This is a genomic window from Paraburkholderia nemoris, assembly GCF_905221015.1.
GTDB classification, from domain to species: domain Bacteria; phylum Pseudomonadota; class Gammaproteobacteria; order Burkholderiales; family Burkholderiaceae; genus Paraburkholderia; species Paraburkholderia nemoris.
The window spans coordinates 168,741-194,712 of sequence record NZ_CAJNBO010000012.1 but is presented as its reverse complement, the minus strand read 5'-3'; the positions used below and the strand labels follow the sequence as shown (position 1 = coordinate 194,712).

The 25,972-nt window shown below is 62.6% G+C and carries 24 protein-coding genes; 17 read left to right on the top strand and 7 right to left on the bottom strand.

Annotated features, from left to right (window positions below):
• Window positions 1-88: 88 nt before the first annotated feature.
• Window positions 89-661 (bottom strand): phosphatidylglycerophosphatase A family protein, encoded by a 573-nt coding sequence (locus tag KHO33_RS20275; RefSeq protein ID WP_175054496.1) that lies wholly within the window; start codon window positions 659-661, stop codon window positions 89-91.
• A complete protein-coding gene (thiL, locus tag KHO33_RS20270) occupies window positions 651-1,649 on the bottom strand; it encodes a thiamine-phosphate kinase (RefSeq protein WP_200565215.1) in 999 nt (332 codons plus the stop codon). Before thiL ends, KHO33_RS20275 begins: the two co-directional genes overlap by 11 nt.
• Window positions 1,650-1,855: 206 nt before the next feature.
• Between thiL and KHO33_RS20265 the strand changes: the two genes are divergently transcribed.
• The 3 genes from KHO33_RS20265 to KHO33_RS20255 all read left to right on the top strand — a co-directional run bounded on the left by KHO33_RS20265 (window position 1,856) and on the right by KHO33_RS20255 (window position 5,606).
• Window positions 1,856-4,195: an NADP-dependent malic enzyme gene (locus KHO33_RS20265; RefSeq protein WP_200565214.1), complete on the top strand. Its 2,340-nt coding sequence runs from the start codon at window positions 1,856-1,858 to the stop codon at window positions 4,193-4,195.
• A gap of 417 nt (window positions 4,196-4,612) precedes the next feature.
• Window positions 4,613-5,029 (top strand): ribonuclease, encoded by a 417-nt coding sequence (locus tag KHO33_RS20260; protein WP_054034520.1) that lies wholly within the window; start codon window positions 4,613-4,615, stop codon window positions 5,027-5,029.
• A 16-nt stretch (window positions 5,030-5,045) separates the two neighbouring features.
• The gene (locus KHO33_RS20255; protein ID WP_054034683.1) at window positions 5,046-5,606 is read left to right on the top strand and encodes a barstar family protein; all 561 of its coding nucleotides are present in this window, start codon (window positions 5,046-5,048) and stop codon (window positions 5,604-5,606) included.
• Window positions 5,607-5,714: 108 nt separating this feature from the next.
• Here the strand turns inward: KHO33_RS20255 and KHO33_RS20250 are convergent, their stop codons facing one another.
• The 3 genes from KHO33_RS20250 to speE form a co-directional block, all read right to left on the bottom strand.
• Window positions 5,715-6,455, bottom strand: coding sequence for a 16S rRNA (uracil(1498)-N(3))-methyltransferase (locus KHO33_RS20250; RefSeq protein WP_054034682.1), 741 nt, complete (start codon window positions 6,453-6,455; stop codon window positions 5,715-5,717).
• 19 nt (window positions 6,456-6,474) lie between these two features.
• Window positions 6,475-6,888 carry a VOC family protein gene (locus KHO33_RS20245; protein WP_054034519.1) on the bottom strand — a complete coding sequence of 138 codons (414 nt, stop codon included), beginning with the start codon at window positions 6,886-6,888 and terminating at the stop codon, window positions 6,475-6,477.
• 114 nt (window positions 6,889-7,002) lie between these two features.
• On the bottom strand, window positions 7,003-7,890 hold the full coding sequence (gene speE / locus KHO33_RS20240; protein WP_200565213.1) for a polyamine aminopropyltransferase: 888 nt from the start codon (window positions 7,888-7,890) through the stop codon (window positions 7,003-7,005).
• A gap of 291 nt (window positions 7,891-8,181) precedes the next feature.
• On the opposite strand from speE, the gene tkt reads away from it, so the two are divergent.
• Together tkt and gap are read left to right on the top strand one after the other, a co-directional pair.
• Entirely contained in the window at window positions 8,182-10,203 is a 2,022-nt protein-coding gene (gene tkt / locus KHO33_RS20235; protein WP_200565212.1) for a transketolase, read from the top strand.
• A 96-nt stretch (window positions 10,204-10,299) separates the two neighbouring features.
• Window positions 10,300-11,310: a type I glyceraldehyde-3-phosphate dehydrogenase gene (gene gap / locus KHO33_RS20230; RefSeq protein WP_175158106.1), complete on the top strand. Its 1,011-nt coding sequence runs from the start codon at window positions 10,300-10,302 to the stop codon at window positions 11,308-11,310.
• 91 nt (window positions 11,311-11,401) lie between these two features.
• Here gap and KHO33_RS20225 read toward each other — a convergent pair whose 3' ends face one another.
• Window positions 11,402-12,094: a FadR/GntR family transcriptional regulator gene (locus KHO33_RS20225; RefSeq protein ID WP_200565211.1), complete on the bottom strand. Its 693-nt coding sequence runs from the start codon at window positions 12,092-12,094 to the stop codon at window positions 11,402-11,404.
• Between the two features lie 228 nt (window positions 12,095-12,322).
• On the opposite strand from KHO33_RS20225, the gene KHO33_RS20220 reads away from it, so the two are divergent.
• The 3 genes from KHO33_RS20220 to KHO33_RS20210 all read left to right on the top strand — a co-directional run bounded on the left by KHO33_RS20220 (window position 12,323) and on the right by KHO33_RS20210 (window position 15,322).
• Window positions 12,323-13,651: a C4-dicarboxylate transporter DctA gene (locus tag KHO33_RS20220; RefSeq protein WP_200565210.1), complete on the top strand. Its 1,329-nt coding sequence runs from the start codon at window positions 12,323-12,325 to the stop codon at window positions 13,649-13,651.
• A gap of 134 nt (window positions 13,652-13,785) precedes the next feature.
• Window positions 13,786-14,796 (top strand): allantoicase, encoded by a 1,011-nt coding sequence (gene alc / locus KHO33_RS20215; protein ID WP_054034515.1) that lies wholly within the window; start codon window positions 13,786-13,788, stop codon window positions 14,794-14,796.
• Between the two features lie 13 nt (window positions 14,797-14,809).
• Entirely contained in the window at window positions 14,810-15,322 is a 513-nt protein-coding gene (locus KHO33_RS20210) for an ureidoglycolate lyase (protein WP_200565209.1), read from the top strand.
• Window positions 15,323-15,439: 117 nt separating this feature from the next.
• Here KHO33_RS20210 and fur read toward each other — a convergent pair whose 3' ends face one another.
• Entirely contained in the window at window positions 15,440-15,868 is a 429-nt protein-coding gene (fur, locus tag KHO33_RS20205; protein WP_012434340.1) for a ferric iron uptake transcriptional regulator, read from the bottom strand.
• Between the two features lie 158 nt (window positions 15,869-16,026).
• Here fur and bamE point away from each other — a divergent pair, with 158 nt between their 5' ends.
• From bamE to KHO33_RS20160, 9 genes are all read left to right on the top strand, one after another.
• The gene (gene bamE / locus KHO33_RS20200) at window positions 16,027-16,863 is read left to right on the top strand and encodes an outer membrane protein assembly factor BamE domain-containing protein (RefSeq protein WP_200565269.1); all 837 of its coding nucleotides are present in this window, start codon (window positions 16,027-16,029) and stop codon (window positions 16,861-16,863) included.
• A 181-nt stretch (window positions 16,864-17,044) separates the two neighbouring features.
• Entirely contained in the window at window positions 17,045-17,842 is a 798-nt protein-coding gene (gene dapB / locus KHO33_RS20195; RefSeq protein ID WP_200565208.1) for a 4-hydroxy-tetrahydrodipicolinate reductase, read from the top strand.
• Window positions 17,843-17,907: 65 nt separating this feature from the next.
• Entirely contained in the window at window positions 17,908-18,624 is a 717-nt protein-coding gene (locus tag KHO33_RS20190; protein ID WP_200565207.1) for a MotA/TolQ/ExbB proton channel family protein, read from the top strand.
• Window positions 18,625-18,660: 36 nt separating this feature from the next.
• The gene (locus tag KHO33_RS20185) at window positions 18,661-19,098 is read left to right on the top strand and encodes an ExbD/TolR family protein (RefSeq protein ID WP_054034512.1); all 438 of its coding nucleotides are present in this window, start codon (window positions 18,661-18,663) and stop codon (window positions 19,096-19,098) included.
• A gap of 219 nt (window positions 19,099-19,317) precedes the next feature.
• Window positions 19,318-21,909 (top strand): leucine--tRNA ligase, encoded by a 2,592-nt coding sequence (gene leuS, locus KHO33_RS20180; protein WP_200565206.1) that lies wholly within the window; start codon window positions 19,318-19,320, stop codon window positions 21,907-21,909.
• A gap of 91 nt (window positions 21,910-22,000) precedes the next feature.
• Window positions 22,001-22,552 carry an LPS-assembly lipoprotein LptE gene (locus tag KHO33_RS20175; RefSeq protein WP_200565205.1) on the top strand — a complete coding sequence of 184 codons (552 nt, stop codon included), beginning with the start codon at window positions 22,001-22,003 and terminating at the stop codon, window positions 22,550-22,552.
• An 84-nt stretch (window positions 22,553-22,636) separates the two neighbouring features.
• Window positions 22,637-23,758, top strand: a complete 1,122-nt coding sequence (gene holA / locus KHO33_RS20170; RefSeq protein ID WP_200565204.1) for a DNA polymerase III subunit delta — start codon at window positions 22,637-22,639, stop codon at window positions 23,756-23,758.
• 136 nt (window positions 23,759-23,894) lie between these two features.
• Window positions 23,895-25,166: a glutamate-5-semialdehyde dehydrogenase gene (locus KHO33_RS20165; protein WP_200565203.1), complete on the top strand. Its 1,272-nt coding sequence runs from the start codon at window positions 23,895-23,897 to the stop codon at window positions 25,164-25,166.
• Between the two features lie 114 nt (window positions 25,167-25,280).
• Window positions 25,281-25,697, top strand: a complete 417-nt coding sequence (locus KHO33_RS20160; RefSeq protein WP_200565202.1) for a CopD family protein — start codon at window positions 25,281-25,283, stop codon at window positions 25,695-25,697.
• The last annotated feature ends 275 nt before the right edge of the window (window positions 25,698-25,972 follow it).

Sequence of the window (25,972 nt, the reverse complement as noted above, 5' to 3'; positions counted from 1 at the left end):
TCAATCCGGAAAACGGGGAACTGCTGCGGGAGGCTGTCGGCAGCCGCTGGCCGGCGGACAACGGCCGGCGCCAGCCGACGGGCAACGGTTAAACCGACATGCGCCAGAGCGCAATCACGAGCAACGTGAAGAACGCGGCGACCAGGTCGTCGAACATGATGCCAAAACCACCTTTCAGTCGGCGATCGAAATAGCCGATGGGCGGCGGTTTCACCATGTCGAAGAAGCGGAACACGATGAACGCCCAGAGTTGCCCGGTTAGCGTGACCGGCGTGACCATTAGCAGCACCAGCCAGAACGCGATGATTTCGTCCCAGACCACCGGCGACGGATCGTCGGTGCCCAGCTTCTTCGCGGTAAAGCCGCAAATCGCAATACCGCCGAAAAAGCCGGCGACGATCAGGACGCCCCATTCGACCACGGTCAGATAACGGCTCAGGACGGCGAACGAGGCCCATGCGAACAGGGTGCCGACGGTGCCCGGCGCAACCGGCGACAGGCCGCTGCCAAAACCCAGCGACAGAATGTGCAGCGGATGCGACAGCATGAAACGCGCGGTGGCGCGGCGCGGCTGAGGACGGGGCGCGCGAGGGCCGGACGCGTTGGGCTGCGGATGGCCGATCAGATCGTCGGCGGGGACCAGCGGGGGATCAGTCTGCATGGAAATGGTCGAAGCCTTGCAACGTCAGAGTGAGCGGCGCGCCGGCGGCATCGCGCCAGCCGATCGCCGGGCGGTCGGCCGCCGTTTGAAGAGCGCTTATTGTACCGATGCGGGTGACCGGTACGGCGACCTCGCGGCCGGCTGCTTCGACCTTGGCGCGCGCGGCCGCCGGTGCGGTGAAGCACAGTTCGTAATCGTCGCCGCCGGCTAGCGTGCACCGTTGCTGGATCTCGGGCGAGAGGCGGCGTAGTGCGGCCGAACGCGGTACAGCGTCGACGTCGACCGTGGCCTGCACGTTCGAGCGCTCAAGAACGTGCTGCAGGTCGCCGGCGAGTCCGTCCGATAGATCGAGCGCTGCATGCGCGATGCCTCGCAACGCGAGACCGAGGAAGATGCGCGGCTCCGGGCGCTCGAGGGCGCGACGAAACGTCGCAGTGTCGTTGGCATCGGCAGACCATTCGCTGCGCTGTAAGCCGAGGCCAGCACGGGCGTCGCCGAGCGTGCCGGAGATCCAGATGTCGTCGCCCGGTTGCGCGGCGTCGCGGCGCAGCGCAACTTGCGGCGGCACGCTGCCGAACACGGTGATGCACAGGTTCAACGGCCCACCGGTGGTGTCGCCGCCGATCAGATCGCAGCCGTAGCGTTCAGCCAGCGCAAAGAGACCGTCGCTGAACGCTGCGAGCCACGCTTCGTCGGCTTTGGGCAAGGAGAACGCCAGGGTGAACGCCTGCGGCCGCGCACCCATCGCGGCGAGATCCGACAGGTTCACCGCGAGCGCCTTGTGACCGAGCGCCTTGGGATCGACGTCAGGAAAGAAGTGGCGGCCTTCCACCAGCATATCCGTCGATATCGCCAGCATTTCGCCAGGGCGCGGCGCGAGCAGGGCGCAGTCGTCACCGATGCCGAGTTCGCCTCCAGCAGCACGGGACGACGCAGCGGCTGCGCGGCGGGCGAAGAAGCGATCGATCAGCGAAAACTCAGAGAGCATGGGGCAGTGGGTAAACGGATAAGTGCAACGAAAAGTCGCTAACGGCGCGCATTGTACGGAGATGCCTGCGGGTAAACACTCTATTCGCACTCAACTCCGATCCGACGAGTGGTTGGCCCAAAGTGCGCCATGTCTGCCTTTCGCTATATTTCAGTCGCGGCAGTTGTACCCGTATTGAAGGAATTGAGCCGGCAATTGGGGCTACAATGCCGTCGAACATCTATTCTAATCCGCCCTTCGAAGCCCGCCTTATGTCGACTCCCGTCAATAGCAAACTCCGCGAAGCCGCTCTCGATTATCACGAGTTCCCGACCCCCGGGAAGATCGCGATCGCCCCCACCAAGCAGATGATCAACCAGCGCGACCTCGCGTTGGCATACTCGCCGGGCGTTGCGTTCGCGTGTGAGGAAATCGTCGAAAACCCGCTGAACGCCGCCCGTTTCACCGCGCGCAGCAACCTGGTCGGCGTCGTCACGAACGGCACCGCGGTGCTGGGTCTCGGCAACATCGGGCCGCTCGCGTCGAAGCCGGTCATGGAAGGCAAGGCCGTCCTGTTCAAGAAGTTCGCCGGCATCGACGTGTTCGATATCGAACTGAACGAGTCCGATCCGCACAAGCTGGTCGAGGTGATCGCCGCGCTGGAGCCGACCTTCGGCGGTATCAACCTTGAAGACATCAAGGCGCCGGACTGTTTCATCGTCGAGCGCGAATGCCGCAAGCGCATGAAGATTCCGGTCTTCCACGATGACCAGCACGGTACGGCCATCGTTGTCGCGGCAGCCATCACCAACGGCTTGAAGGTCGTCGGCAAGGACATCAAGAAGGTCAAGCTGGTGTCGTCCGGCGCGGGCGCGGCGGCGCTGGCCTGTCTGGATTTGCTGGTCGACATCGGCCTGCCGCTCGAAAACATCACGGTTACCGACCTGGCCGGCGTGGTCTACAAGGGCCGCGTCGAACTGATGGACCCGGACAAGGAGCGCTTTGCCCGCGAAACCGACGCTCGTACGCTCGCTGAGGCGATCGGCGGCGCGGATATTTTCCTCGGTCTCTCGGCCGGCGGCGTGCTGAAGCAGGACATGGTCAAGCAGATGGCCGACAAGCCGCTGATCCTGGCGCTGGCCAACCCGACCCCGGAAATCCTGCCGGAACTGGCGCTCGAAGTGCGTCCGGACGCCGTGCTCTGTACGGGCCGCACGGACTACCCGAACCAGGTGAACAACGTGCTGGTGTTCCCGTTCCTGTTCCGCGGCGCGCTGGATGCGGGCGCGACGACGGTGACGCGTGAAATGGAGATCGCCGCGGTCAACGCGATCGCCGAACTGGCACGCCAGGAGCAGAGCGATATCGTCGCGACTGCGTACGGCATCCAGGATCTTTCGTTTGGTCCGGAATATCTGATTCCGAAGCCGTTCGACCCGCGCCTGATCGTCAAGGTCGCGCCGGCGGTGGCGAAGGCCGCGATGGATTCGGGCGTCGCCGAGCGTCCGATCGAAGACATGGAAGCCTACGAACAGCATCTGCAGCAGTTCGTGTATCACAGCGGCACGACCATGAAGCCGATTTTCCAGCTGGCGCGTGGCGTCGAGCCGGAGAAGAAGCGCATCGTGTTCGCGGAAGGCGAAGAAGAGCGCGTGCTGCGCGCGATGCAGATCATCGTCGACGAAAAGCTCGCGAAGCCGATCCTGATCGGCCGTCCGGCGGTGATCGAACAGCGCATCGCGCGTTACGGCCTGCGTCTGATCGCGGGTCAGGACTACTCGGTCGTGAACACCGACCACGACGAACGTTATCGCGATTTCTGGCAGGAATATCACAAGATGATGTCCCGCAAGGGCATCACCGAGCAGATGGCGAAGCTCGAAATGCGCCGCCGCACCACGCTGATCGGCGCGATGATGGTGGAGAAGGGCGAGGCGGACGGCATGATCTGCGGCACGGTGTCCACCACGCATCGCCACCTGCACTTCATCGATCAGGTGATCGGCAAGAAGCAAGGCGCGAAGGTCTATGCGGCAATGAATGCGCTGGTGTTGCCGAACCGCCAGATTTTCCTCGTCGACACGCACGTGAACGTCGATCCGACGCCGGAGCAGCTGGCTGAGATCACGATCATGGCCGCCGAGGAAGTGCGCCGCTTCGGTATCGAACCGAAGATCGCGCTGGTGTCGCACTCGAACTTTGGTTCGAGCAATGCGCCGACCGCGCAGAAAATGCGCGACACGCTGGCGATCCTGCGCGAGCGCGCACCCGACCTGCAAGTGGACGGCGAAATGCACGGCGACCTCGCGCTCGACGCGAATCTGCGCCGCGAAGTGCTGCCCGACTCGACGCTCGAAGGCGATGCGAACCTGCTGGTGCTGCCGAACATCGACGCGGCCAACATTTCGTACAACCTGCTGAAGACCGCCGCGGGCAACAACATCGCGATTGGTCCGATGCTGCTCGGCGCAGCCAAGCCGGTGCACGTGCTGACGGCTTCGGCCACGGTTCGCCGCATCGTCAACATGACGGCGCTGCTGGTTGCCGACGTGATCGCCTCCCGCTGATACCTGATCCGGGAATGAAGCGTGGCGCCGCCTGATTGGGCGCCGCGCAAAAAAAAGGCGTGCCCGCAATGGGCACGCCTGCGGGTGAACAGGGGATTGCCACCCTAAAAAAGGCCGAATGAGACCATTCCGCCTTCGAGAGACTGCGGATCCCCAAGGCTTTCATTAGAGGGAATGGGCTGCGCAATGGGCGCCCAGTGGGCTTGGGCCTGCCTCCATTTGCTTCGTCGGGTTAATTTTAGCCTGCACAAGCTAAATATTCTGTCAAAAGTCGTCAAAGCCCGTTCCGTGGCTCTTTCCCGCGCGATTGGAAGCTTTTGCCTGTCCGGCGAACGTTGATTCTGTGGGGTTTTAGCGATACCCTTACGACTTTCATGGTCGTCAAACTCGTGATCTAACAGCGGGGAACCTTGATTCATGGCACGCAAGTGGCTGCGCATTAAAGGCGTGCTGATCGGTGCTTTGACGCTCTGCGCTTTATCCGGCTCCGTGCCTGGCGCGTTTGCGCGCGACTCCACGGCATCGGCCGATACACAAGCTCAGGTGCAGGGCACTATCGCGGCGGCGCAGTTGCCGCGCGAAGCGGTCAATACATTGAACTTGATTGCCGCGGGCGGGCCTTACCCGTATGAGAAGGACGGCATCGTATTCGGCAATCGCGAACGGTTGCTACCGCCGCATCGGCGCGGCTTTTACCACGAATACACCGTTCCCACGCCTCGTTCACGAAACCGCGGGGCGCGTCGCATCGTCTGCGGAGGTCCGCTACAGCGGATCGACAACTGTTATTACTCGGACGACCATTACACCAGTTTTAATCGTATTGTTGAATGACATCGGGATGAACGGCATGAGCGACAACGTCTACGCGCACGACTCCGGAGTCGCGACGGATCTTTTCGCGGCCGGCGACGGCAATTTGTTCCAGCGCGTCATGCGGATGCGCGCCGGCGACCAGGGCCGGGATACCCAGAGCGAAGGCAGCACTGTGCTTGCATCGAACGAGGAGCCCATGAGTCTTTTCAAGACCGTACGACCGAACATCGTACAGTCGATCCGCGCGTTTCGCGTGCAGGATCTCGCTGACGAGGCCAACCAGCTCGGCCAGCACTTTCTGTACGCGTACTGCGCGAACGCTCAGTCCAAACAGGAAGTGCTGGAGACCATTGCTACGTCGTTCCTGTTTCCGAAGCATTTCGGCAAGAATTACGACGCGCTCTACGATTGCCTGACCGATCTGGTCCACAAGGCTGGCGCGCAGCCCGGGTTCGTGATCGTGCTCGAGCAGTTGCCGGTCGCGCAAAAGTTCGACAAGGAAGGGCGCGAGACGCTACTGGACGTGTTCCGCGAAGCGTCCGAGTTCTGGGCCGAGCGCAAGGTCGCGTTTCGGGTGTTTTATTCGTTTGCGTAAGATAGGCCCGAGCATCTTGCTTGAATGGAGTGCCTGAGGACCGCCTACCGTTGTAAAAGAGAAAGGCCCGCCAATTGGCGGGCCTTTGCTTTTGTTTTTGCTTTTGGCTTACCAGGCACCCCAGCGGGCTGCTAATGCCGAGAGCACTGCGATGCCGGCGGTTTCCGTGCGCAACACACGCGGACCGAGACCGACGGCGGTAAATCCATGATCAGTCGCAGCGGCTTCTTCCGCCGCCGAAAAACCGCCTTCCGGGCCAACCAGCACGGTCACGCGCCCGAATGGCGGATTAACGGGCAGTGCCGAAAAGCTGATGCTGGCGCGCGGCGACAGCAGAATGCGCATTTCGCCTTCTTCGGGCGTGCGAGGCAGCGCGCCGAGCCATGTGGCGATCTCACGCACAGGCATCACTTCCGGCAGGCGATTGCGCCCGCACTGTTCGCACGACGCGCGCACGATGCCTTGCCAATGCACATGCCGCCGCTGCGCGCGCTCGCCGGAAAGACGCACGACGCTGCGCGTGGTGGTCAGCGGCACAAAACACGATGCCCCGAGCTCGACCGCCTTCTCGATGAGCCAGTCCATCTTGTCGCCGCCGGCGATGCCCTGCGCGAGGGTGAGGTGATACGGCGCTTCCACTTCGATATTGCGGAATTCGTGAATTCTGACCTTGGCTGAGCGGCGTTCGACCTCGACGAGTTCGGCGCTGTATTCGCCGCCTTCTCCGTTGAAAAGCACGATCGAATCGCCTGGCTGCAAACGCAGCACGAGGATGTGGCGCGTGACGTCATCGGGCAACTGCATGATGTCGTCGGGCGTGAGGGGCGTACCGACGAAGAAGCGAGGCATCAGAAAAATACTCATTGGTTCACGAAAGGTGGCGAGCGAGCGCCCAACGGTAGCCGTCCAGATCTTCGACCTGGGCAAACCGGTCGCCCCAGAATTGATCCTGTGGCTCGCTCAGCGATTTTGCGCCGGCGGCCAGCGCCCGCGTGTAAACCGCGTCGACATCGTCGACATAGACATAGAACGATTGCGGCGCAATTGCGCCCGCGCTTTTGGGTGTTTTCGCCGCTGAGCCGAACGCGCCTTCCGGCGCGAACATCACGATCAGCTGGCCTTGATAGGTCATCTCCACATGCATGACGACACCATCGTCCTGGACGCTGTCACGTACCTCGAAGCCGAATGCTGCTTCGAAGAACGCCGTGGCGGCACGTGCGTCGCGCACCGTCAGATAGGGGGTCAACCAGGGCACACCGGCTGGGCGGGAGGCGGTCATGGGGTTCTCCGGATCTTTTGGGGTTGCGGGATGCATGCTGCGAGGCCAGGCGGGCGGTCGCGCATCGATACACCGATGGCGCGCGCCGACCGAACCGTGCATTCTGCCCACGCGTTAGCTTGATGGCTTTAAGAATTGACTTAGTTTATCGCGCACGGACCGGGATGCCGAGAACAGTCCGGCATGCAGGGTTGGGTCGTAGTGTTTCAGTGAGTCGATTCGACGTGCGGCAAGGCGCTCGGTGAGGGCTTCGACGGTGAGGCTGGCGGGGTCGAGCGTGTCGCTGGCGGTCGCCATCATCCAGAGCGAGCCGTAGAGCGGGATGAAGGTGCTCATTGTGCGCACGATGGCGAAGGTGTCGCGCAGATCGTTGAGCAGGCCGGCGATGCGTTCCGCGTGGAAATAGGGAGAACCGAGGTGCAGCGAGAGCGCGGCGGTCGGGCTCATGACGCGCTTGAGTTGCATATAGAAGTCTGGCGTGTAAAGGCCTGAGGCGGGTGAGTCCGGCGGTGTCAGGTCGAAGACGACCAGATCGAATTGTTCTGTGGCGGGGACCGTTTGGAGGGCCCCAGCGACGAAATCCGCGGCGTCGCCGATTACCAGCTCAACGCGCGGATCGTCGAAAGCGCCGCCGTGCACCTCGGGCAGATACTCGCGGGTCAGGCGCACGACTTCGGCATCGAGCTCTGCCACCACGATCCGCTCGATGCCCGGGTGCTTCAGCAATTGCTGGGCGGCGCCGCCATCGCCGCCGCCCAGCACCAGCGCTGCTTTCGGCGATGGATGCGCGAGCGCGGCCGGATGCACCATGCATTCGTGGTAGATGAATTCGTCGCCGGTGGAGGTCATCGGGCGGCCGTCGAGCGTAAACAGCCGGCCGAGCTGCGGCGTGTCCCACACCTCGATCCGCTGATAGGGCGAATCGACGCGCGCAAGCCGCCGCGCGTTCGGAAATCCGTAGACGGCGTCGGCGGTAGGGTGGAACAGCAGGGGAGCGCTCACGGATGACGGGCTCCGTTGGGAGCGCGGTGGGTTGGTGTCGCTCAATTGTAAAGGCGCAGGCGTGGCGCGGGCCCGGTCCGCGTGCGGAACCAGCCTGAAACCAGGCCGCCAGGCGGCTTTGCGCGAGGGGTGCCGGTCAACGTTCTGTTAGAATGTCACGCTTTCAGCCTTGTCCGTTTGCTCTGCCCGTTTCGCGTCTCCTGGCGCCGCACCGTGCGCCGAAGTGGACTGGCATTCGAGCATCCGGGCCTCAAGCGCGCACCGCCTTCTGACTCTGTCTCCGGACTCGACATGACGACCCCGTCTCCCGCACCCACCTCCCTGATGGCCAACGCGATCCGCGCGTTGTCCATGGACGCCGTTCAAAAAGCGAACTCCGGCCACCCCGGCATGCCGATGGGCATGGCCGAAATCGGCGTGGCTTTGTGGTCGCGCCATCTGCGTCACAACCCGAAGAACCCGCAATGGGCCGATCGCGACCGCTTCGTGCTGTCGAACGGCCACGGCTCGATGCTGCTGTACTCGCTGCTGCATCTGACCGGCTACGACCTGCCGATGGAAGAGCTGAAAAACTTCCGTCAAATGCATTCGAAGACGCCGGGTCACCCGGAATACGGCATCACGCCGGGCGTCGAGACCACCACCGGCCCGCTCGGCCAGGGTCTGGCCAACGCAGTCGGCATGGCGCTCGCCGAATCGCTGCTTGCCACCGAATTCAACAAGTCTGACGCGAAGATCGTCGATCACCACACGTATGTGTTCGTGGGCGACGGCTGCCTGATGGAAGGCATCTCGCACGAAGCCTGCTCGCTCGCTGGTGTGCTGAAGCTGAACAAGCTGATCGCGTTCTACGACGACAACGGCATCTCGATCGACGGCGAAGTGGTTCACTGGTTCCACGACGACACGCCGAAGCGCTTCGAAGCGTACGGCTGGAACGTGATCCCGAACGTGGTCGGCCATGACGTCGACGCGGTGGATGCGGCAATCAAGCAGGCCAAACTGTCGGACAAGCCGACGCTGATCTGCTGCAAGACGGTAATCGGCGAAGGCGCGCCGACCAAGTCGGGCAGTCACGATTCGCACGGCTCGCCGCTCGGCGACAAGGAAATCGCGGCCACGCGCGAAGCGATCGGCTGGAAGTGGGAGCCGTTCGTGATTCCGCAGGAAGTCTATGCGGCATGGGATGCAACAGAAGCCGGCGCACGCAACGAATCCGACTGGGACAAGGCGTTTGCAGCGTACGCAGCCAAATACCCGCAGGAAGCCGCTGAATTCAAGCGCCGCGACGCGAAGCAATTGCCCGCCGACTGGAAGGAAAAGGCCAAGGCGATCATCGCCGGCGCGAACGAGCGTAAGGAAACGGTCGCGACGCGTAAGGCATCGCAACAGGCTATCGAAGGTTTGTCGGCCGTGTTGCCGGAACTGCTCGGCGGTTCCGCCGACCTGACCGGTTCGAACCTGACCAACTGGAAGGCCGCCAAGCCGGTGCGTGTGAACGCTGAAGGCCACGCTGCCGGCAACTACGTGAACTACGGCGTGCGCGAATTCGGCATGAGCGCCGCGATCAACGGCATCGCGCTGCATGGCGGCTTCAAGGCCTTCGGCGGCACGTTCCTGACGTTCTCGGACTACAGCCGCAACGCGCTGCGCGTCGCCGCGCTGATGAAGTCGCCGTCGATCTTCGTGTTCACGCACGACTCGATCGGTCTGGGCGAAGATGGCCCGACCCACCAGTCGATCGAACACGTCGCAAGCCTGCGTCTGATCCCGAATCTGCAAGTGTGGCGCCCGGCCGATACGGTCGAAACGGCGGTGGCCTGGACCCATGCGGTCGAGCATCATGGCCCCTCGTGCCTGATCTTCAGCCGTCAGAACCTGCCGTTCTCGGAGCGTACTGACGCGCAGATCGCCAATATCGAAAAGGGTGGTTACGTGCTGCGCGACTGGAACGACGAGATCGTCGCGCGCAAGGTCATCCTGATCGCCACCGGTTCGGAAGTCGAACTGGCGTTGAACGCAGTTGAGCCGCTGGCTCGCGAAGGCATCGCGGCGCGCGTCGTGTCGATGCCGTCGACCACCGTGTTCGACAAGCAGGACGCCGAGTACCGTGAACGCGTGCTGCCGAAGGGCGTGCGCCGCGTCGCGATCGAAGCGGGCGTGACAGATTTCTGGCGCAAGTACGTGGGTCTGGAAGGCGGCGTGGTCGGCATCGACACGTTCGGCGAATCGGCCCCCGCTGGCGTGCTGTTCAAGCATTTCGGCTTCACCGTCGAGAACGTGGTAGAGACGGCCAAAGCCGCACTCGGCTGACCTTCGGTAGGCACGGCCGCGTGTACCCCACGCGCGGTCGTGCCGGAAGGGCAGACGAACATGGAAGATTTTTTTTCAGCCATCAGGAGATAGACCATGACGATTCGCGTCGCAATCAACGGCTACGGCCGGATCGGCCGCAACACGCTGCGCGCCTTCTATGAAAACGGCAAGAAGCACGATATCGAAATCGTCGCCATCAACGATCTTGGCGATGCCAAGACGAACGCTCACCTGACGCAATACGACACGGCGCACGGCAAGTTCCCGGGCGAAGTGTCGGTGGACGGCGACTACCTGGTCGTCAACGGCGACAAGATCCGCGTGCTGGCTAACCGCAACCCGGCAGAACTGCCGTGGGGCGAGCTGAACGTCGACGTCGTGATGGAATGCACGGGCTTTTTCACGACCAAGGAAAAGGCCAGCGCGCACATCAAGGGCGGCGCAAAGAAGGTCATCATCTCGGCGCCGGGCGGTAAGGACGTCGACGCAACGATCGTCTATGGCGTGAACCACAACGTGCTGAAGGCATCGGACACGGTGATCTCGAACGCATCGTGCACGACCAACTGCCTGGCACCGCTCGTCAAGCCGCTGAACGACAAGATCGGCCTGGTGAACGGTCTGATGACCACGATCCACGCATACACGAACGACCAGGTTCTGACGGACGTGTACCACGAAGACCTGCGCCGCGCGCGCTCGGCTACGCACAGCCAGATCCCGACCAAGACCGGTGCTGCATCGGCAGTGGGTCTCGTGCTGCCGGAACTGAACGGCAAGCTGGACGGCTACGCGATTCGCGTCCCGACGATCAACGTGTCGGTCGTCGACCTGTCGTTCATCGCCGCACGCGACACGACGGTCGAAGAAGTGAACGCGATCATGAAGGAAGCATCGGAAGGCGCGCTGAAGGGCATCCTCGGCTACAACGACGCACCGCTGGTCTCGATCGACTTCAACCACAACCCGGCTTCGTCGACGTTCGACGCAACGCTGACCAAGGTGTCGGGCCGTCTGGTGAAGGTGTCGAGCTGGTACGACAACGAGTGGGGCTTCTCGAACCGCATGCTGGACACGGCTGTGGCGCTGGCCAACGCGAAGTAAGCTTGTTCTAGCTTCGTGTGCTTCTGCTGCTGGCCTAGGGCCAGTTGCAGGGCAACTGCAAAAAAAAACCGCTCCTCGGAGCGGTTTTTTTTTACGCCTGCGGAGTCGGAAAATAAACGCCGGCGCGCTGCGCGGCGTTCGAGATATGCGTTTCGATCGCCTTACCGGCCGCAGCGGAATCCCGCGCCGTAAGCGCATCGAGAATCGCCCGATGCTCGGTGTACGTGGACAGCACCAGTTCACGCCGGTAAAACGGCATCCGCTGGCTTTCTTTCATGATGTCCGCGGCGCTGCTCAGGATCGATTCGATCGCCGCGTTGCCGGCAATGCTCACGATGCGCATGTGGAAGTCGTAGTCGAGGCGGGCGGCTTCGTCGAGTTCGTCGCAGGCGAGTGTCGTCTGCATGGCCGCGATGTTGTCTTCGAACCAGGCGAGGTCCGAATCGCTGACGGCCAGCGCCGCCATGCGCGCAATAAAGCCTTCCAGCGCGAAACGCATCTGATAGGTATCCGGCAGCGACGACTGCTCTGCGAAGCGCCACGGTTGCGCAGCCGCGGCCTGCGAGCTTTCCACATACACGCCCTTACCAGGGCGAATCATCAGCAGACCGAGCGCTTCAAGCGTCGAGAGCGCCTCGCGCAACGAGGCGCGGCTGATCGCCAGTTCCTCGGAGAGCTGACGTTGCGCCGGCAGCAAACTGCCGACCGGATAGACGCCCGCTTCGATCCGTTCGCGGATGGTCGCGATGGCGGCATCGGTGACGGTATGCGGAACGTTTTTCATCGTGGCTCACTTTGGATGCGCGGTCTGACCAGCATTGTAATACGCGCTCTGAACGCTCGTATGGATAGCTGTTTGAGACGTGCAATCAGGCTAGGAAATGCGCAGAAGACAGCGGGTAAACGCTATTTAATGAATCCTTGACGGCAGTATATCGGCTTCCTACTATTCGCCATAACAGTACTGGTCGGACCAGTCTGAACAGATGTGAATCCTAATCAGGAGGAAGCCGTGTTGAAGTTCTTCAATTCACTGTTTGGCCGGGTCGTCATAGCGCTGGTAGCGGGCATTGTGATCGGCGCCGTGTTCCCGCATTTCGCCCAAACGCTGCGCCCGCTTGGCGACGGCTTTCTCAAGCTGATCAAGATGGTGATCGGCCCGATCGTCTTCTGCGTGGTGGTGAGCGGCATGGCGCATGCCGGCGATCTGCGCAAAGTCGGTCGCGTCGGTCTCAAAGCGGTGATCTACTTCGAGGTCATGACGACGATTGCGCTCGTCATCGGCGCGGTGCTGGCCTACGCAACGCGGCCTGGCGTCGGCATGAACATCAACTTGCATTCGCTCGACCCCGCTTCGCTGTCGACCTACACCGAGCACGCGAAAAGCCTCAAGGACACGGCCGGCTTCCTGCTGAAGATCATCCCCGACACGGCGATCAACGCTTTCGCGACCGGCGACATCCTGCAAATCCTCGTGTTTTCGGTGCTGTTCGGCTCGGCGCTGTCGTTGCTGGGCAATAAGGCACAGCGCGTCAGCAGCCTGATTGACGAGCTTTCGCAGGTGTTCTTCCGCGTGATGGGTTTCATCATCAAGCTCGCACCGCTCGGCGTGCTTGGCGCGATTGCGTTCACGACCGGCACCTATGGTGTCGAGTCGCTCAAGCAACTCGGCATGCTGGTGCTGGTGTTCTACGCGAGCTGTATCGTGTTCGTCGCGGTCGTGCTGGGCGTGGTGATGCGTCTGGCCGGTTTCAGCATCTTCAAGCTGATCCGCTATCTGCGCGAGGAGCTTTCGATCGTGCTCGGCACGGCCTCTTCGGATGCGGTGCTGCCGCAGATCATGCGCAAGCTCGAATGGATGGGCGTCAAGGATTCGACTGTCGGGCTGGTCATTCCGACTGGCTACTCCTTTAATCTCGACGGCTTCTCCATCTATCTGACGCTTGCGGTGATTTTCATCGCGCAGGCCACCAATACGCCGTTGTCGATCCATGACCTGATCGTCGTGGTGCTGGTGTCGCTGGTGACGTCGAAGGGCGCGCACGGCATTCCCGGCTCGGCCATCGTGATTCTGGCTGCGACGCTATCCGCGATTCCGGCAATCCCCGTGCTCGGCCTCGTGCTGATCCTGCCGGTCGACTGGTTCGTCGGTATTGCCCGTGCGTTGACCAATCTGATCGGCAATTGCGTGGCGACAGTGGTGGTCGCCGTGTGGGAAAACGACATCGACCGGGCGCGCGCCCATCGCGTGTTGAACCGTGACGCAGCGCTGCGCTACGTGCCTGCGGGCGAAGATGCTGGCGTCGAGCCGAACGCCGGCGAACACGCACCGGCCGTTTGAAAAAACACGGCCACAGTTGCACTGCGGCCAGATTCATCGCTATTCAACCGCGCGCCAACGCAGCGCGCGTTTTGCCCCGGCGGATGCGCTGACTCCGCCGCCTCTTCCTTACTTTTCGTCGCCTGACTGAGACTATGGCTAATCCGATCCTCGACCCCAACGCTCCCGCTTTCACCCGTCGCTACATGAACCTCGCCGACCCGCGTCTGGGCGCACAGGCGCTCTACGCGAGCGACGAATTCTTCGCCCCGAAAGAACGCATGCTCGAGCCGCAGCCGGCGGTGTTCATTCCCGGCAAATACGACGACCACGGCAAATGGATGGACGGCTGGGAAACCCGCCGCAAGCGCACCACCGGCCACGACTACTGCGTGATCCGGCTCGCGCGGCCAGGCGTCGTGTACGGCGTTGATCTGGACACGAGCCACTTCACCGGCAACTTCCCGCCGGCCGCGTCGATCGACGCGTGCTACGTGGACGGCGACGTTCCGCCCGACAACGCCGACTGGCAAACGCTCGTGCCGGCTACAACGCTGCAGGGCAACCATCACCACTACGTCGAAGTGAACGACGCTCGCGCGTTCACCCATCTGCGCGTAAATCTCTATCCGGACGGCGGTCTCGCGCGTTTGCGCGTATATGGGCAGCCGAAGCGCGACTGGGAGCGTGTCGAGCGCGGCACGCTGCTGGATCTCGCCGCGATCGAAAACGGCGCGTACCTGGTCGCCGCCAACAACCAGCATTTCGGGCCGGCCTCGCAGATGTTGATGCCGGGCCGCGGCGTCAACATGGGCGACGGCTGGGAAACGCGACGCCGTCGCGAACCGGGCAACGACTGGGCGATCGTCGCGCTCGCACGCCCCGGTGTGATTCGTAAGATTGAAGTCGATACGGCGCACTTCAAGGGCAATTACCCCGACCGCTGTTCGCTGCAGGCGGCTTCGGTCACGGGCGGCACGGACGATTCGCTCGTCACGCAGGCGATGTTCTGGCCGGTGCTGCTCGGCGAACAGAAACTGCAGATGGACCACGTGCACACGTTCGCGGATGACATCGCCTCGCTCGGCCCGGTGACGCATGTTCGTTTCAATATCTTTCCGGACGGCGGCGTATCGCGTCTGCGCTTGTGGGGCGAGATCGCCTAACGGAGTTGCGTCGATGAAAACCTTGCATGTGGAACGTCTGACGCGTGAGGCCTTCGTGCCGTTCGGCGACGTCATCGAACTGGACGGCGCGCGCCATTTCCCAATCAACGGTGGCACGACCGAGCGCTATCACGACCTCGCGAACGTCGACGTGACGGAGCACGGCGGCCGTCCGTTGGTTAACCTGTTTCGGGCGCAACCACGAGCGCTGCCGATCGAAATCACGATGATGGAGCGGCATCCGCTGGGCAGCCAGGCTTTCATTCCCTTAACGGCGCGCCGCTATCTGGTGGTCGTCGCGCCGGCGGGGGAGTTCGATCCGGCGCGGATGCGGGCGTTCTGGAGCGACGGCTGGCAGGGCGTGAACTATGCGAAAGGCGTCTGGCACCATCCGCTGCTCGCGCTCGAGCAGGTGAGCGATTTTGTGGTGGTGGATCGTGGCGGCGAGCAGCCCAACTGCGACGAATTCTCGTTGACTGAGGCATGGCGGTTGCAGTTCGAAGCGAGCGTGGAGCTGGCGCAATAGGCTGGAATCGCAGCGCCACACACATAAAAAAACCCGGCCGATTGTCATCGACCGGGTTTTTTCGTTGCCCGCCGAACCGCGCACCCCCGACGCGGCCGGCATCGCACTCATTCAACCTCAATGCTTGCGATGCGGGCAATTCTCCTTGGTACACGCGCCGTACAGCGCCAGCGCGTGTTCCTGCAGCTTGAAGCCGCGTTCCTTCGCGATGGATTGCTGGCGGCTTTCGATCTCGGAGTCGAAAAACTCTTCGACGAGCCCGCAGTCGAGGCAAACGAGGTGGTCGTGATGCGACCCTTCGTTCAGTTCGAACACCGCTTTGCCGGATTCGAAGTTGCTGCGCGACAGCAGGCCAGCCTGCTCGAACTGCGTCAGCACCCGATACACGGTTGCGAGACCGATATCGAGCTCTTCGTGCAGCAGGTTGCGGTAGACGTCTTCTGCAGTCAGATGACGCACTGGGCTATGCTGGAAAATCTCAAGGATTTTGAGGCGCGGAAGGGTCGCCTTGAGCCCGATATTCTTGAGATCGGTTGGATTGGTCATGACAAGGGATCCCTAGAGTACAATGCTGGGCTCTCATAGTAATGTGTTTTTGCCGTTCTGGTCATCTTCGATGGAATGAAACTCGCGCGGCTCGTCAGCGGGCCCGCACGGTGAGTGAAATGATTTCAAAATCTCAATTGATCTACCGGGGGAGCCGCATGCGGGGTACCTTGATCGCTGTTGCGACTGTCGCGGTTCTTGCCGGATGTTCCACCTACGACAGCTTGACGCAGCGCGTTGCCCAAAGCATTACCCCATACCGTATTACGGTGGTGCAAGGCAATTTTGTCTCGCAAGAAGCGGCTGCACAGATGCAGGTCGGCATGTCGCGCGCCCAGGTGAAGCAGTTGCTCGGCACGCCGCTGTTGACCGACATGTTCCACGCGGACCGCTGGGACTACGTGTTCTATTTCAAGCGCGGCTCGACTAACGTCGTGCAGCAGCGCGACTTCGTGATCCTGTTCGCGGGCGACCGCGTCGCCAGCTGGTCGGGTGGCGAAGATTTGCCGTCCAACCTCGAGTTGCTGGCTGAAATCGACGGCGACAAGTCCGGCAAGAAGAAGGCCGCCGTGCCGAACGTGGCAAGCGCCGCAACTGGCGCCAGCGCGCCGGTAGCCGCAGCGCCGGCTGCCGTGGACACCACGCGCTCGCCGTCTGTCGATGGCGCCGCCGCAGTGGTCGTGCCGTCCACGGACGCCAACGCCGAAGCCGCGCAAGCCGCCAATCGCCTGACCAATGCGGTGCAGTCGCCGTCGGGCAAAACGCAGTCGTCGGTGCGCTCTACCGCGCCGACCGCCAATGGTGGCGGTATTCCGTCGCAAGGCCCAACGGCCGCCGGCCAGCCGCAGTTCCAGTTCCACCGTCCGCCGCCGCCGCAGGTTCCGGGCACGCAGGACAATCCGGTGGGACCGACGGGCCCGCAAAGCAGCAATGGCGGCCCGACGCATAACGCGCCGTTGACGTCTTCTTCGTCCACGGTGGGAACGGGCGGCTAAGCGAGCTGTCCTTCTCTTGGGACGGCTAAGACGGGCGCTGCGCCGGAATGTACCGTGCGCAGCGCCCGTCAGCCGTTCTGCTGTTCCTGTATGTGCGGCGCCCGGGTGTGCTGCCCGCCGCCGCTTTCGCCCGCGTTTGACGGGTTTTGCCGCGTTTTACCCCTTTCGAACCCTCGTAGCCATGAAAATTGCCATTGCTGGCGCATCGGGCCGTATGGGCCGGATGCTCATCGAAACCGTCCTCAATGATTCCGACGCCACGCTGTCCGGCGCGCTCGACCGTGCGGGCTCCCCGCAACTCGGCCAGGACGCCGGTGCGTTTCTCGGCAAACAGACGGGCGTGCTGCTGACGGACGACGTCGAGCGCGTGTTCGCGGAATCCGACTACCTGATCGACTTCACGCGCCCCGAAGGGACGCTGATGCATCTGGAAGCCGCGCAGCGCCACAACGTCAAAATGGTGGTCGGCACGACCGGCTTCGACAATGAACAGAAAGCGCAACTGCGCGCCGCGGCGGACCAGATCGCCATCATGTTCTCGTCGAACATGAGCGTGGGCGTCAATGTCACGCTGAAGCTGCTCGAATACGCCGCGAAGCATTTCGCGACCGGTTACGACATCGAAATCATCGAGGCGCATCACCGCCACAAGGTCGACGCGCCGTCCGGCACCGCGCTGACCATGGGCGAAGTGATCGCCCACGCGCTCGGCCGCAATCTCGACGACTGCGCGGTCTACAGCCGCGAAGGCGTGACCGGCGAACGCGATCCGTCCACGATCGGTTTCTCGGCAATTCGCGGCGGTGATATCGTCGGCGACCATACGGTGCTGTTTGCGGGCATCGGCGAGCGCATCGAAATCACGCACAAATCGGCGAGCCGTTTGTCGTATGCGCAAGGCGCGCTTCGTGCTGTACGTTTCCTCGAAGGGCACAAGAACGGCTTCTTCGACATGCAGGACGTGCTCGGCCTGCGTTGAGCATCCACGGGGCCTGTGCAGGGCCCCGTACGCCCCCTGTAATCACTTTCCGATAGCGAGGTCAGATGGCAGGCAGCAGCGGCATCATCCATTACCTGGAAACCAGCGACGCGATCACGCATGGCGTCGCGTACGTGTTGCTGGCTATGTCGATTGCGAGCTGGTGCTTTCTGATCGTCAAAAGCTGGATCCTCACTCGCGCCAAACGTCAGGCCACGCCGGCGATTGCGCAGTTCTGGCAGGCGTCGACGTTGTCGGACGGCGTCGCCGCAATGAAGCGTGTGGACCGCGAGCGCGTCTTCACGCCGCTCGCCGAAGCCGCGCTGCATGCCGCTGAAGTGGACATTCCTGGCGTACTGCTTGCCCGCGTCGAACGTGGCGAGCGGGTGTTGAGAGCGCTGCGTCAGGCGCTCAACGCGTCGCAGCGGCGGCTCGAGTTCGGCCAGGTGCTGCTGGCCTCGGTGGGCAGCACGGCGCCGTTCGTCGGGCTGCTTGGCACGGTTTGGGGCATCTATCACGCGCTCGGCAGCATCGCGGCGAGCGGTCAGGCGCAGATCGAGAACGTCGCGGGTCCGGTCGGCGAGGCGCTGATCATGACGGCTTTCGGCCTCGTGGTGGCGATTCCGGCGGTGCTTGCCTATAACGTGCTCGGGCGGATGGTGCGGCAGCTGTCGGAGGAGCTCGACGGCTTCGCGCACGATCTGCACGCCTATGTGTGCGCGCCGGCGGATCAGCCCCGGCCCCACCCGCAGCCTCAGCAAGCACACGCCGGGACGCACTAGGCGCACCGCCGCGACTGGAAGACTCAAGGAGGCGACATGGCATTCGGCGGACTCGAGAAAAAGCAGGCGGCCGCGCCGATGGCCGAGATCAACATGACGCCGTTGATCGACGTGATGCTCGTGCTGCTGGTGATTTTTATCATTACCGCGCCTTTATTCACGCACGCGATCCGGCTCGATTTGCCCAAAGTCGCGGCCGCGCCCGCGCGGCAAACGCCGCAAACCATTTCTCTTTCAATCGACGCCGTCGGCAAGCTGTACTGGAACGGCACCGTCATTACGCTGCAGCAGATGCGCGCGCAATTCATGGCAGCGGGCAAAGCCGCGCAGGCCGATCAGCCGGAAATCCATCTGAGCGCCGAGCGCTCGACACGCTACGAGGTGATCGCGCAGGTGATGGGGGCGGCGCAGCAGGCCGGGCTCGAGCGGATCGGTTTCGTGACGGACCCGCCGCCGCCGGGCGCTAAACCCTAGCGCCGTTACCGGGCGCCGCCGCGCCCGGCGGGCCATGCCGCTAAACATGCCGCGGCTCTTGCGCCTGCGAGGCCGCCCCGCACGCCACGCCACGCGGCGCACCCGTCCGCGAACGGTATAATCAGCCCTTTCCCCCGCAGAAGGGGAAACGACGCCATTTCATCCAGCAGAGCACCAGGCCCGGTGCGAAAGCACCGAACCCAGCGATTCCATCACACCATGCACGAAAAATACGTTCCCTCCGACGTCGAAGCCGCCGCGCAAGGGCAATGGCGCGCCATCGACGCGTATAAGACGTCGGAAACCACCGACAAACCCAAGTTCTATTGCGTCTCGATGCTGCCGTACCCGTCGGGCAAGCTGCACATGGGCCACGTGCGGAACTACACGATCAACGACGTGATGTACCGCTATCTGCGGATGAACGGCTACAACGTGCTGATGCCGATGGGTTGGGACGCGTTCGGCATGCCGGCGGAAAACGCCGCGATGGCGAACAACGTACCGCCGGCGAAGTGGACCTACGACAACATCGCTTACATGAAGAAGCAGATGCAGTCGATGGGCCTCGCGATCGACTGGTCGCGCGAAGTTGCCACCTGCAGCCCCGATTACTACAAGTGGAATCAGTGGCTGTTCCTGAAGATGCTCGAAAAGGGCATCGCGTACAAGAAAACCGGCACCGTCAACTGGGACCCGGTCGATCAGACCGTGCTCGCCAACGAGCAGGTGATCGACGGCCGCGGCTGGCGTTCGGGCGCGCTGATCGAAAAGCGCGAAATCCCGATGTACTACATGCGCATCACGCAGTACGCGGATGAGTTGCTGAACGACCTCGAAGGCCTCGGCTGGCCCGAGCGCGTCAAGATCATGCAGCAGAACTGGATCGGCAAGAGCTTCGGCGTGAACTTCGGTTTCCCGTATGAAATCGACGGCGAGCAGAAGCTGTTGCGCGTGTTCACCACGCGTGCCGACACGATCATGGGCGTGACCTTCTGCGCAGTCGCCGCCGAGCATCCGCTCGCCACGCGTCTTGCGCAAGACAAGCCGGAACTGCAGGCTTTCATCGAAGAATGCAAGCGCGGCGGCGTCGCTGAAGCCGACATGGCGACGATGGAAAAGAAGGGTATGGCCACCGGCTTCTACGTCACGCATCCGCTGACGCAGGAACAGGTCGAAGTGTGGATCGGTAACTACGTGCTGATGAGCTACGGCGAAGGCGCGGTGATGGGCGTGCCTTCACACGACGAACGTGACTTCGCGTTCGCGAAGAAATACAGCCTGCCGATCAAGCAGGTGGTCGCCCTTGAAGGCAAGGAATACTCGACTGACGCCTGGCAGGAATGGTACGGCGACAAGGACGGCACGCTCGTCAACAGCGGCAAGTACGACGGTCTGGACTACACGCAGGCAGTCGACGCGATCGCCGCCGATCTGAAAGAACTCGGCCTCGGCGACAAGCAGATCACGTGGCGTCTGCGTGACTGGGGCGTGTCGCGCCAGCGTTACTGGGGCACGCCGATCCCGATCATCCACTGCCCGACCTGCGGCGACGTGCCGGTGCCGGAAAAAGATCTGCCGGTGGTGCTGCCGGAAGACCTCGTGCCGGACGGCACGGGCAATCCGCTCGCGAAGTCCGAAGCGTTTGTGAACTGCACCTGCCCGACCTGCGGCGGCGCGGCCAAGCGTGAAACCGACACGATGGATACCTTCGTCGATTCGTCCTGGTACTTCTACCGCTATGCGGCGCCGGACGCGAAGACCATGGTCGACGAGCGCACCGATTACTGGGCGCCGATGGACCAGTACATCGGCGGCATCGAGCACGCGATTCTGCACCTTTTGTACTCGCGCTTCTGGGCGAAGGTGATGCGCGACATGGGCTTGATCGAGTTCGGCGAGCCGGCCAAGAACCTGCTGACGCAGGGCATGGTGCTCAACGAAACTTACTACCGCGAAAACGAAGCGGGTAAGAAGACCTGGTACAACCCGGCTGACGTCACCGTCTCGTTCGACGATAAAGGTCGCCCGGTCGGGGCCGTGCTGAATGCGGACGGCCAACCGGTGGTGCTCGGCGGCGTCGAGAAGATGTCGAAGTCGAAGAACAACGGCGTCGATCCGCAATTGCTGATCGATCAGCACGGCGCGGACACCGCGCGCCTGTTCGTGATGTTCGCCGCACCGCCCGAGCAGCAGCTCGAATGGTCCGGTTCGGGCGTGGAAGGCGCGAGCCGTTTCCTGCGCCGCGTGTGGAGCTTCGGTCACGCGAACGAAACAGCGCTGCGCGCCGGCGGCAAGTTCGACGCTGCGCAACTCGGTGACGTCGATAAGGTGCTGCGCCGCGAGATCTACAGCGTGCTGAAGCAGGCCGACTTCGACTACCAGCGTTTGCAGTACAACACGGTGGTGTCGGCGGCGATGAAGATGCTCAACGCGCTCGACAGCGCGAAGGGCGCAACGCCGGCGGTGCTGCGCGAGACGTACAGCGTGATGCTGCGCGTGCTGTACCCGGTCGTACCGCATCAGACGTTCCAGTTGTGGCAGGAACTCGGTTACGCCGATGAATTCGGCTCGCTGCTCGACGCAGCATGGCCGAAGGTCGATGAACAGGCGCTCGAACAGGCCGAAATCGAACTCGTGCTGCAGGTGAACGGCAAGGTGCGCGGTGCGCTCACGGTGTCGAAAGATGCGACACGTGAAGCGATCGAACAGCTCGCCGCTGCGCATGAGGCGGTCGAGAAGTTCAGCGAAGGCAAGGCACCGAAGAAGATCGTCGTGGTGCCGGGCCGTCTCGTGAACGTGGTCGTTTGATAGCCCACCGAAACATGACAGCAGGCAGGACGCAGCCGCTCATGGCGGCGCTTGTCCGCGCCGCGGAATCTACTGCGAACCAGGAGCCAATGTGACTCGCAGATCGTTATTGACGCTGGTATGCAGCGTGCTGATGTTGTCCGCTTGCGGCTTCCAGTTGCGCGGCCAGCAGGACTACGCATTCAAACGACTCTATATCTCCGGCGGTTCGGCTGCAGCCGGCGCGCGGCTTACGCGTATCGTGCAGGGCGGCAGCGACACGGTGGTGGTCACTTCGGTCGCGAATGCCGACGCAACGCTGCAGATCACCGAAGGCCGCGGCATCAGTACGCTGACGCTGAACACGCTTGGTGTCGTCGAAGAATATGCAATGAATCTCTCGATGAACTACACGCTGGTCGGCAAGGATGGCACGGTGCTGATTCCGACGAGCACGATCGCGCTGAACCGCGCGATGACTTACAGCGACCAGTTCTCGCAGGCCAAGTCTGCGGAAGCCGACCTTCTGTTCGCGGACATGGAAAACGACGCGATCGACCAGCTGACGCGCCGTCTGTCGCTGGTGCGTTCGCTGCATCCGGCGCCGGGTGAACAGGTGCCGGGGGTTGCGCCGCGTGCGCCGTTGCCGCCGCCGCCGCTGTGAGCGGAGTGCTGTGTCGTTATTTAGTTTGCTGCACGTGCTCATGCATTCACCCATGTACTTGCTTAACCTCGCCGATCGGTAGCCATGCAACTGCGACTTGACGCGCTCGAAACGCATCTCGCGAAGGGACTCGCCGGACTGTACGTCGTGTACGGGGATGAGCACCTGCTCGCGCAGGAAGCGTGCGACCGGATTCGCTCGACGGCGCGTGCGGCCGGTTTTACTGACCGCTCGGTGTTCACCGTCGAGCGTGGGTTCGACTGGAGTTCGCTGCTTGGCGCGAGTCAATCGATGTCGCTGTTTGGCGACCGTCAACTGGTTGAGTTGCGCATTCCGTCGGGCAAGCCCGGCAAGGAAGGCGCAGATGCGCTGAAGGCGCTCGCCGCCGCTGTGAATGACGACGTGTTGACGATGGTCACGCTGCCGCGGCTTGATGCGGCCACGCAAAAGTCCGCATGGTTCACTGCGCTGTCCGAGGCTGGCGTGGCGTTGAAAATCGATCCGGTCGAGCGCGCGCAGTTGCCGAATTGGGTCGGTCAGCGGCTCGCAGCTCAGGGTCAGCGAGTTGCCGCTGGTGAAGAAGGGCGGCGCGCGTTGGCGTTCATCGCCGAACGTGTGGAAGGCAACCTGCTCGCGGCGCATCAGGAAATCCAGAAGCTCGGGCTGCTGTATCCAGCCGGTTCGTTGAGCTTCGAACAGATTCAGGACGCTGTGCTGAACGTCGCCCGTTATGACGTTTTCAAGCTGAATGAGGCGATGCTGGCGGGCGATGTCGGCCGCTTGTCGCGCATGCTCGACGGCCTGCGCGGGGAGGGCGAGGCTGCCGTGCTGGTGCTGTGGGCGGTGGTCGAAGAAGTGCGGACGTTGTTGCGGATCAAACGCGGCGTGGCGGCGGGTAAGCCGCTCGCGATGCTGGTGCGCGAGAACCGCGTCTGGGGCCCGCGAGAACGGCTGATCGGGCCGGCGCTGTCGCGCGTCACTGAAAGCGCGCTCGAAAAGGCGCTCGCTTTGGCGGCGCGGCTGGATCGGCAGGTGAAGGGATTGTCCGGTGGCACGCCGGGCAATCATCGCAACGATCCGCCGCCTGATCCGTGGGACGGCTTGTTCGAACTGGCGATGACAGTCGCTTCGCCGGCAAAAGCGGCGCCCGTGCCGCCGCCACGACCTCGCTCTGCAGGTGCCCCACCTGCTCGCAGGCCCGCCTGATCAGGCCCCGCCGGTACGCCTTCTGGTGGCTTGTGGCGTCAAGCAAAGCTCCGCCGCCCGACTTACAATCGTTTGATCTTTCGCTAATTCTGCCTGTCCGCCGCACCTCGACGTGCGCGGCGCAATGAGACTCACCATGGATATCGACCAGTACATGACCGACCTCGGCCGCCGCGCCCGCCACGCATCGCGTGCGATGGCGCGTGCGTCGACGGCGGCAAAGAACGCCGCGCTCGCGGCCGTTGCTCACGCGATCGAACGCGATGCCGCGTTGCTGAAGGACGCCAACGCGCGCGACGTTGCCCGTGCCCGCGAAAAAGGGTTCGATGCGGCATTCATCGATCGTTTGACGCTGTCGGACAAGGCGCTGAAGACGATGGTCGAAGGCTTGCGGCAGGTCGCCGCGCTGGCCGATCCGATTGGTGAGATCAGCAATCTGAAGTACCGGCCGAGCGGCATCCAGGTTGGTCAGATGCGTGTGCCGCTTGGCGTGATCGGCATCATCTACGAATCGCGCCCGAACGTGACCATCGACGCGGCCGCGCTGTGTCTGAAATCGGGTAATGCGACGATCCTGCGCGGCGGGTCGGAAGCGCTGGAGTGCAACACGGCGTTGGCCAAGCTGATCGGTGAAGGGCTGGAAGCCGCCGGTTTGCCGCAGGACGCGGTGCAAGTCGTGGCTACGTCGGATCGCGCCGCGGTCGGCAAGCTGATCACGATGACTGAATTCGTCGACGTAATCGTGCCGCGCGGCGGTAAGAGCCTGATCGAGCGGCTGATGAACGAAGCGCGCGTGCCGATGATCAAGCACCTCGACGGCATCTGCCATGTCTATGTCGACGACCGCGCGGATATCGCGAAGGCGTTGACCGTCTGCGATAACGCCAAGACGCACCGCTACGGCACCTGCAACACGATGGAAACGCTGCTGGTGGCGCGTGGCATTGCGGCTGAAGTGCTGCCGCCCTTGGGCAAGCTGTATCGCAGCAAGGAAGTCGAACTACGCGTGGACGCAGCAGCGCGCGCGGTGTTGTCGGACGCAGGCGTGGGCCCGCTTGTCGATGCCACCGAAGAAGACTGGCGCACCGAATATCTCGCACCGGTGCTCGCGATCAAGGTGGTGGACGACCTCGACGCGGCCATCGACCATATCAACACCTACAGCTCGCAGCACACCGACGCGATCGTCACCGAAGACCATGACCGCGCGATGCGTTTCCTGCGCGAAGTCGACTCGGCGAGCGTGATGGTCAATGCGTCGACGCGCTTTGCCGATGGCTTCGAATTTGGTTTGGGTGCGGAGATCGGCATCTCGAACGACAAGCTGCATGCGCGTGGGCCGGTGGGGCTGGAAGGGCTGACGTCGCTGAAATACATTGTGCTGGGGCACGGCGAAGGCCGGCAATAACGCGGTTCGCTGCCGACGCGCTGTCACCATTGTTGGGATGGCACATGCTTTCCGTTTAGTGCGCGGGTAGCTCCCTGTTCATTTCCACGCTGACAAGCAGTACAAGGACCGCTGATGCTTTGGGTAAAAACGTTTCACATCGTTCTGATTGCTTCCTGGTTTGCCGGTCTGTTCTATCTGCCGCGTATCTTCGTCAATCTGGCGATGGAGACGGAACCCGCCGCCACGGCGCGCCTTTTGACGATGGCGCGTAAGCTGTTCCGCTTCATGACGTTTATCGCGGTGCCGGCGCTCGCTTGCGGTCTGTGGCTGTGGCTCGCGGTGGGCATCGGACGCGGGCAGGGCTGGATTCTCGCGAAGGTCGGTGTGGTGGTGTTGCTGATCATTTACCACGCGTACTGCGGGGTGTTGCTGCGGACGTTCGAGCGTGGCGAGAATCGCCGCTCGGATAAGTGGTATCGGATGTTTAATGAACTGCCGGTGTTGGGAATGTTGGCGGCGGTGGCGTTGGTGGTTATTAAGCCGTTTTAATAAATAGGAATTCTCTTATTTACTTCTGCTTGCCATATTCATCCATTCGCGCGGTTTCTAATGATGTGTGGGTGCGAGTCGATAATCGAATGCTTGTTAGTTGACGTTCTTCAAGGCGCCGATTTTATTCGGACTGTTTTTGCAGTCCATCCCTCCCTGTAAAAATACTCCCCCAAAAGGTCTCTCGTTCGGAGTTATTTCAATCCGAGCGTGACCGTGTTCGTGCTCTTCTAGGCCGAAATTCGCTGGGACGTCGTCTGCAAGGCATGCATAGC

Excerpts from the sequence above, each read along its gene's own strand:
- KHO33_RS20275 (WP_175054496.1), bottom strand. The coding sequence starts at position 661 with ATGCAGACTGATCCCCCGCTGGTCCCCGCCGACGATCTGATCGGCCAT.
- fur (WP_012434340.1), bottom strand. The coding sequence starts at position 15,868 with ATGACCAATCCAACCGATCTCAAGAATATCGGGCTCAAGGCGACCCTT.
- holA (WP_200565204.1), top strand. The coding sequence starts at position 22,637 with ATGCAACTGCGACTTGACGCGCTCGAAACGCATCTCGCGAAGGGACTC.
- thiL (WP_200565215.1), bottom strand. The coding sequence starts at position 1,649 with ATGCTCTCTGAGTTTTCGCTGATCGATCGCTTCTTCGCCCGCCGCGCA.
- KHO33_RS20245 (WP_054034519.1), bottom strand. The coding sequence starts at position 6,888 with ATGACCGCCTCCCGCCCAGCCGGTGTGCCCTGGTTGACCCCCTATCTG.
- KHO33_RS20265 (WP_200565214.1), top strand. The coding sequence starts at position 1,856 with ATGCCGTCGAACATCTATTCTAATCCGCCCTTCGAAGCCCGCCTTATG.
- gap (WP_175158106.1), top strand. The coding sequence starts at position 10,300 with ATGACGATTCGCGTCGCAATCAACGGCTACGGCCGGATCGGCCGCAAC.
- bamE (WP_200565269.1), top strand. The coding sequence starts at position 16,027 with ATGCGGGGTACCTTGATCGCTGTTGCGACTGTCGCGGTTCTTGCCGGA.
- KHO33_RS20255 (WP_054034683.1), top strand. The coding sequence starts at position 5,046 with ATGAGCGACAACGTCTACGCGCACGACTCCGGAGTCGCGACGGATCTT.
- leuS (WP_200565206.1), top strand. The coding sequence starts at position 19,318 with ATGCACGAAAAATACGTTCCCTCCGACGTCGAAGCCGCCGCGCAAGGG.
- KHO33_RS20210 (WP_200565209.1), top strand. The coding sequence starts at position 14,810 with ATGAAAACCTTGCATGTGGAACGTCTGACGCGTGAGGCCTTCGTGCCG.
- KHO33_RS20165 (WP_200565203.1), top strand. The coding sequence starts at position 23,895 with ATGGATATCGACCAGTACATGACCGACCTCGGCCGCCGCGCCCGCCAC.
- dapB (WP_200565208.1), top strand. The coding sequence starts at position 17,045 with ATGAAAATTGCCATTGCTGGCGCATCGGGCCGTATGGGCCGGATGCTC.
- tkt (WP_200565212.1), top strand. The coding sequence starts at position 8,182 with ATGACGACCCCGTCTCCCGCACCCACCTCCCTGATGGCCAACGCGATC.
- KHO33_RS20250 (WP_054034682.1), bottom strand. The coding sequence starts at position 6,455 with ATGCCTCGCTTCTTCGTCGGTACGCCCCTCACGCCCGACGACATCATG.
- KHO33_RS20160 (WP_200565202.1), top strand. The coding sequence starts at position 25,281 with ATGCTTTGGGTAAAAACGTTTCACATCGTTCTGATTGCTTCCTGGTTT.
- KHO33_RS20225 (WP_200565211.1), bottom strand. The coding sequence starts at position 12,094 with ATGAAAAACGTTCCGCATACCGTCACCGATGCCGCCATCGCGACCATC.
- KHO33_RS20185 (WP_054034512.1), top strand. The coding sequence starts at position 18,661 with ATGGCATTCGGCGGACTCGAGAAAAAGCAGGCGGCCGCGCCGATGGCC.
- alc (WP_054034515.1), top strand. The coding sequence starts at position 13,786 with ATGGCTAATCCGATCCTCGACCCCAACGCTCCCGCTTTCACCCGTCGC.
- KHO33_RS20260 (WP_054034520.1), top strand. The coding sequence starts at position 4,613 with ATGGCACGCAAGTGGCTGCGCATTAAAGGCGTGCTGATCGGTGCTTTG.
- KHO33_RS20190 (WP_200565207.1), top strand. The coding sequence starts at position 17,908 with ATGGCAGGCAGCAGCGGCATCATCCATTACCTGGAAACCAGCGACGCG.